This is a genomic window from Roseisolibacter sp. H3M3-2 (assembly GCF_029211165.1).
In the GTDB taxonomy this organism is placed as follows: domain Bacteria; phylum Gemmatimonadota; class Gemmatimonadetes; order Gemmatimonadales; family Gemmatimonadaceae; genus Roseisolibacter.
This window is the reverse complement of record NZ_JARGEK010000350.1, coordinates 1-5,029: the sequence shown is the minus strand read 5'-3', so window position 1 is coordinate 5,029 and position 5,029 is coordinate 1. Positions and strand designations below refer to the sequence as shown.

The 5,029-nt window shown below is 77.8% G+C and carries 6 protein-coding genes; 3 read left to right on the top strand and 3 right to left on the bottom strand.

Translation table 11 applies throughout. From position 1 onward, the window contains the following. Positions 1–230 precede the first annotated feature (230 nt). Positions 231–1,109, top strand: coding sequence for a hypothetical protein (locus PYV61_RS20775; protein WP_275835223.1), 879 nt, complete (start codon positions 231–233; stop codon positions 1,107–1,109). A 92-nt stretch (positions 1,110–1,201) separates the two neighbouring features. Here PYV61_RS20775 and PYV61_RS20770 read toward each other — a convergent pair whose 3' ends face one another. From PYV61_RS20770 to tyrA, 3 genes are read right to left on the bottom strand one after another with little or no spacing between them, the layout of a single operon-like run. After that, a complete protein-coding gene (locus PYV61_RS20770) occupies positions 1,202–1,891 on the bottom strand; it encodes a hypothetical protein (RefSeq protein WP_275835221.1) in 690 nt (229 codons plus the stop codon). A gap of 7 nt (positions 1,892–1,898) precedes the next feature. Then, positions 1,899–2,174 (bottom strand): hypothetical protein, encoded by a 276-nt coding sequence (locus PYV61_RS20765; RefSeq protein WP_275835219.1) that lies wholly within the window; start codon positions 2,172–2,174, stop codon positions 1,899–1,901. Further along, positions 2,174–3,313 (bottom strand): bifunctional chorismate mutase/prephenate dehydrogenase, encoded by a 1,140-nt coding sequence (gene tyrA / locus PYV61_RS20760; RefSeq protein WP_275835217.1) that lies wholly within the window; start codon positions 3,311–3,313, stop codon positions 2,174–2,176. The genes PYV61_RS20765 and tyrA overlap by 1 nt, the downstream gene beginning before the upstream one ends. 46 nt (positions 3,314–3,359) lie before the next feature. Between tyrA and PYV61_RS20755 the strand changes: the two genes are divergently transcribed. Both PYV61_RS20755 and bla read left to right on the top strand, forming a co-directional pair. Next, complete coding sequence (locus PYV61_RS20755) at positions 3,360–4,037, top strand: cyclase family protein (protein ID WP_275835214.1); 678 nt, start codon at positions 3,360–3,362, stop codon at positions 4,035–4,037. A 28-nt stretch (positions 4,038–4,065) separates the two neighbouring features. Next, a complete protein-coding gene (bla, locus tag PYV61_RS20750) occupies positions 4,066–4,908 on the top strand; it encodes a subclass B3 metallo-beta-lactamase (RefSeq protein WP_275835212.1) in 843 nt (280 codons plus the stop codon). The last annotated feature ends 121 nt before the right edge of the window (positions 4,909–5,029 follow it).

Sequence of the window (5,029 nt, the reverse complement as noted above, 5' to 3'; positions counted from 1 at the left end):
CCCCGAGGTGCGCCGCGACGCAGGCCGCCGCGCACGCCGCGCCCGCGCGGCGCGCGGCGTGCGCGGGTCGAACGGTCCGACGTGCGTCAGGTGTGGTCCGGAACGCCATGCGCGATGCCGCTGCGGTGTCGTCGCCGCCCCCCTCCCTCCCCGGCCGCGCGGGTGCCGCAAGGTGTGGACCACGCGGCGGCGGTGTAGATCTCCCCGACCCGCGCCCACCTCGTCCTTCCATGGCCTTCCACCGCACGCCGCTCGGCGTCCTCTGCATCGTGCTCGGCGCGCTCGGGCTGCTCGCCGGCGCGCTGCTGCACGACGCCGCGCGGCTGCTGCGCCCCGACGCGTTCGCCGACCGCGTGGCCGCCAGCCTCGCCGACCCGCGCGTGGCCGCGGTGGCCGCCGAGCGGCTGACGGACGCGCTGCTCGCGCAGCAGCGCGACCTGACCGGGGTGCGCCCGCTGATCCTCGCCGCGGCGGAGGACGTGGTGGGCTCGGGCGCGTTCCGCAGCGTCGCGCGCACGGCGGCGCGGCGCGCGCACGCGGCGCTGTTCTCGCAGGCGGGGCAGTCGGTGGTGCTGTCGATCCCCGACCTCGAGGTGGTGCTGCGCGCGGCGCTCGCCGGCTCCCCCGCGCTGGCCGGCGCCGTGCCGGGGACCGTCGCCGTCGGCCTCGCCGACCTGCCGCAGCACCCGGCGGTGCGCGCGGCGCTGCTCGTGATGCGCGTCGGGCTCGCGGTCGCGCGCTACGCGTGGGTGGTGCTCGCCGCCGGCGCCGCGCTGGTGGCGGCCGGCGTGCTGGCGATGCGCGACCGCCGCGACGCGCTGGTCGCCGCCGGCGCGGCGCTGATCGCGGTGGGCGTCGCGCTCTGGGCCATCCCGCCGCTCGGCGAGGGGGTGATCGCGGGGCTGGTGGACGCGCCGCGGCTGCAAGGCGCGCTCGCGGGGCTCTGGTCGGTGGCGCTGGCGGGCGTGCCCGGGTGGGGGCTGATGTACGGCGGGATCGGCGTCGTCCTCGCCGCGGCCGGGAGCTCGCTGCTGGAGCGGCTCGACGTGCGCGAGCTCGGCGCGCGCGTCGGGCGGCTGACGGTCGCCGAGCCGCGGCGGCGGCGCTGACGGCGGGAAGCAGGGCGGGGAGGAGGAGCAGGCGGCGCACGAGCGAACGATGCGCGCCGGGGCGCCGGCCACCAAGAGGGGGCGGCCCGCGCTCAGCGCGCGGCCTCCGCCTCCGCGCGCCGGCGGATCGCGGCCAGCCAGCCGCGGCGGATCAGCGCGCTCCCCGGGTGGATGACGCGCCAGTAGCGCGCGAACGCGCGCCGCGCCGCCGGTTCGGGGGCGAAGACGCGCGTCTCGGTCGTCACCACCGAGCCCCCGCGCGCGTCGCGGTCGACGCGGAAGTCGATCGCGGCGTGCGCGAGCCGCACCGGGGCGCGGTGCGTGGGGAGGGCGACGCGCAGCACCACCGCCCGCCCCGGCGCGTCGGCGATCACGCGGAAGCCGGTGCGCGTCGCGAGGTCGAGCATCGGCATCCCCGCCGGCGCGTCGAGCAGGCTCGGGGGACCGCGGCGGCCGAGGCGGCGGATCCACGTCAGCGTGCGGTAGAGCGCGATCTCGTCGGCCGTCACCGCCCGGATCGCGCGGTCGACCGCCGCCGGGTCGGCCGCGACGCGCAGCGCGTGCCGCTCGTGGAAGTGCCAGCGCGGCATCGCCGCGTCGAGGTGCGTGCGCGGCGCGGCGACCGCGTGCTCCGGCGCCGGGAGCAGCAGCGCGACGAGGGCCCGAGCGGCGCCGCCCGCCGCGGCCAGCAGCGCGATCCGCCGGCCGCGTCGCCGGACCGCCGCGAGCAGGCCGAGCGCCGCGACCGCCGCGCCGAGGTACAGGAGCGCCGACGCGAGCACCGTTCGCTCAGCGGTTGTCGATCGTGACCGGCTGCGTGAACGCGGCGATCCGCAGCGTGCAGCCGGCCGCCGTGCGCGCCCCGAGCAGCTCGACGACGAACCGCTGCTGCCCGTCGGGGACGACGCGCGTGTCGACGGGGAGCGAGACGGTCGAGATGCCGCTCGGGGTGCGGAGGACGAGCGCCGACTCGCTCAGGATCCGGTCGCCCGCCACGACGCGCGCCTGCACGACGGCCGGCGTCGGCGCGACGGCGGCCGCGATCGCGAGGGTGGGGCGCGCCATCAGCTGCGCTCCACGATCCGGTCGATCAGGTGCGACGACTGCTCGAGCGCCGTCGCGGTGAAGTCGCCGAAGAAGGCGCGCACCTCGGCGAACACCGCCTCGAACGCCGCCTGGTCGCCGCCGCGCAGCACCTCGGCCAGCTCGGCGGCCGCCCCGCGGAAGGCGTCGGTGACGTGCGCGAGGTCGGGGTTCCGCATCTCCAGCGGCCCGTAGAGCGCCGGCGACTGCGCGAAGTGCCGCGCGGTGACGAACAGCTCCAGCAGGTAGGCGGGGGAGGTGAAGCGCAGCGTCTCCGCCAGCGGCAGCCCGGCGCGCGCGATCGTGAGGCCGAGCACCTGCGTCTGGAAGTGCGTCAGCACCTGGACGATCGCCATGACGCGGTCGTGGTGCGCCGGCTCGGCCTCCGTGACCACGAGCCCGCGGGCGGCGAACGCGCGCGCGGCCCAGTCGGCCCACCCGTCGCCGCGCGCGCGGCAGAGCACCAGCCGCTGCCCCTGCAGCGAGTGCACGCTGGGGCCGAACATCGGGTGCGTGCCGACGACGCTGGCGCGCGTCGCCTCCAGCATCGCGCGCACCGGCGCCTGCTTCACGCTCGTCACGTCCATCAGCAGCCCGCCGTCGGGGACGTGCGGGCCGACGGCGCGGATCACCGCGTCGGTGGCGTCGATGGGGACGCTCACCACCGTGACGTCGGCCGACGCCGCGGCCTCCTCGGGGCGCAGCGCGGTGTCGAGGTCGCACACCAGCACGCGGTGGCCGAGGTCCCCGAACAGCCGCGCCATCAGCGCGCCGATGCGCCCGTGCCCGCCGATCACGGCGACCGTGCGCGGCGGCTCCCCCGGCGCGACGCCGGCGCGCAGCGCGGCCTGGTGCTCGCGGCTGGCGCGCAGCAGGAGGCGGAAGATCGCCTCCACCTCGCCCACGGGGAGCCCGAGCTCCGCGGCGTCGCGCGCGCGGTCGGCCAGCACCTCGCGCTCGCGCGCCGGGTCGCGCACCGCCAGCGCGTGCGCCCGCTTGTACGCCGCCACCTCGGCGACCAGCGCCATGCGCCGCGCCATGAGCTGGAGCAGCTCGCGGTCCAGCGCGTCGATGCCGGCGCGCAGGACCGACAGGGGGCGGGAGGCGGGGGCGTCGGACACGCCGTAGCTTAACGCGCCCTCGCCGCGCCCCTCCACCCCCGCGCCCGTGCCGCCACAGCTCGTCGATCTCAGCCACGCCGTCGAGGACGGGATGGTCACCTACCGCGGGCTCCCCGCCCCCGTGGTGTGCGACTACCTGAGCCGCGAGGCCTCGCGCGCCCGCTACGCCCCGGGGACCGAGTTCCACATCGGGCGCATCGACATGGTGGCCAACACCGGCACCTACGTCGACGCGCCGTTCCACCGCTTTGCCGACGGCGCCGACCTGGCCGGGCTGCCGCTGGAGTCGCTGGCGCACCTGGAGGGCGTCGTCGCCGACCGCACGGCGCGCGACGGGCGCGCGACCGACGCCGACGCGCTGCGCGCCGCGCTGGGTGGCATCGACGTGCGCGGGCGCGCGGTGCTGGTGCGCACCGGGTGGGACGCGCACTGGCGCACCGACCGGTACTTCGAGGGGCACCCGTTCCTCGCCGCCGACGCCGCGGCGTGGCTCGCCGAGCGGGGGGCGGCGCTGGTCGGCATCGACTCGTACAACATCGACGACGTGGACGACGGCGCGCGCCCGGTGCACACGACGCTGCTCGGCGCCGGGATCCCGATCGCCGAGCACCTGTGCGGGCTCGGTCAACTGCCCGCGCGGGGCTTCCGCTTCTCGGCGGTGCCGGTGAAGGTGCGGGGGATGGGGACGTTCCCCGTCCGCGCTTGGGCGCTGCTCGACCGCTGACGCCCGACACACGCCACTCCCACCGACGATGCAGCAGCCGCCCGCCCCGCCCGCCGTCCAGGTCGACTGCAACGACGCGCGCAACTGGGACGCCCCGCAGCGCCCGTTCAGGATCCACGGCGACACGTACTGGGTCGGCACGCGGTGCCTCGGCGCGATCCTCGTCGCGTCGGAGCGCGGGCACGTGCTGATCGACGGCGCGCAGGCGACGAGCGCGCCGATGATCCGCGCGAACGTCGAGGCGCTCGGCTTCCGCATGGCGGACGTGAAGGTGATCCTCAACTCGCACGCGCACTCGGACCACGCCGGCGGGATCGCCGAGCTGCAGCGCGCCTCGGGCGCCGAGGTCGCGGCGACCGCGTGGTCGGCCCGGGTGCTGCGGACGGGGAAGGCGACGCCCGACGACCCGCAGCACGGCGCGCTCCCCGACTACCCGGGCGCGGCGCGCGTGCGCACGCTCGCCGACGGCGAGACGGTGCGGGTGGGGACGCTCGCGCTGACGCTGCACCCGACGCCGGGGCACACGCCCGGCGGGTCCACCTGGGCGTGGCGCTCGTGCGAGCAGGGGAAGTGCGTCGAGGTCGTGTACGCCGACAGCCAGACGCCGGTGTCGGCGCCCGGCTTCCGCTACACGGCGTCGCCGACCGCGCTCGCCGACTTCGCGCGCTCGCACGCGCGGCTCGAGGGGCTGCGGTGCGAGCTGCTGATCACGCCGCACCCGTCGGCGTCGTCGTTCTGGGAGCGCGTCGAGCGGGTGGAGCGCGCGGGGGTCGTGCCGTCGCTGCTCGACGACCAGGCGTGCCGCGGGCTGGCGACGCGGGCGCGCGCGCAGCTGGCGGCGCGGGTGGAGCAGGAGCGAAGGGCGCGCTGACCGGGCGGGGCCCCGCTCAGGCGCGCCCGCGCAGCCGCCGCGACGCGACCTCGGCGAGCAGCGCGGCGAAGTCGGATCGTAGCCATGTCGTTCTGTGAGCCAAGGAGTTGGGACCACGATT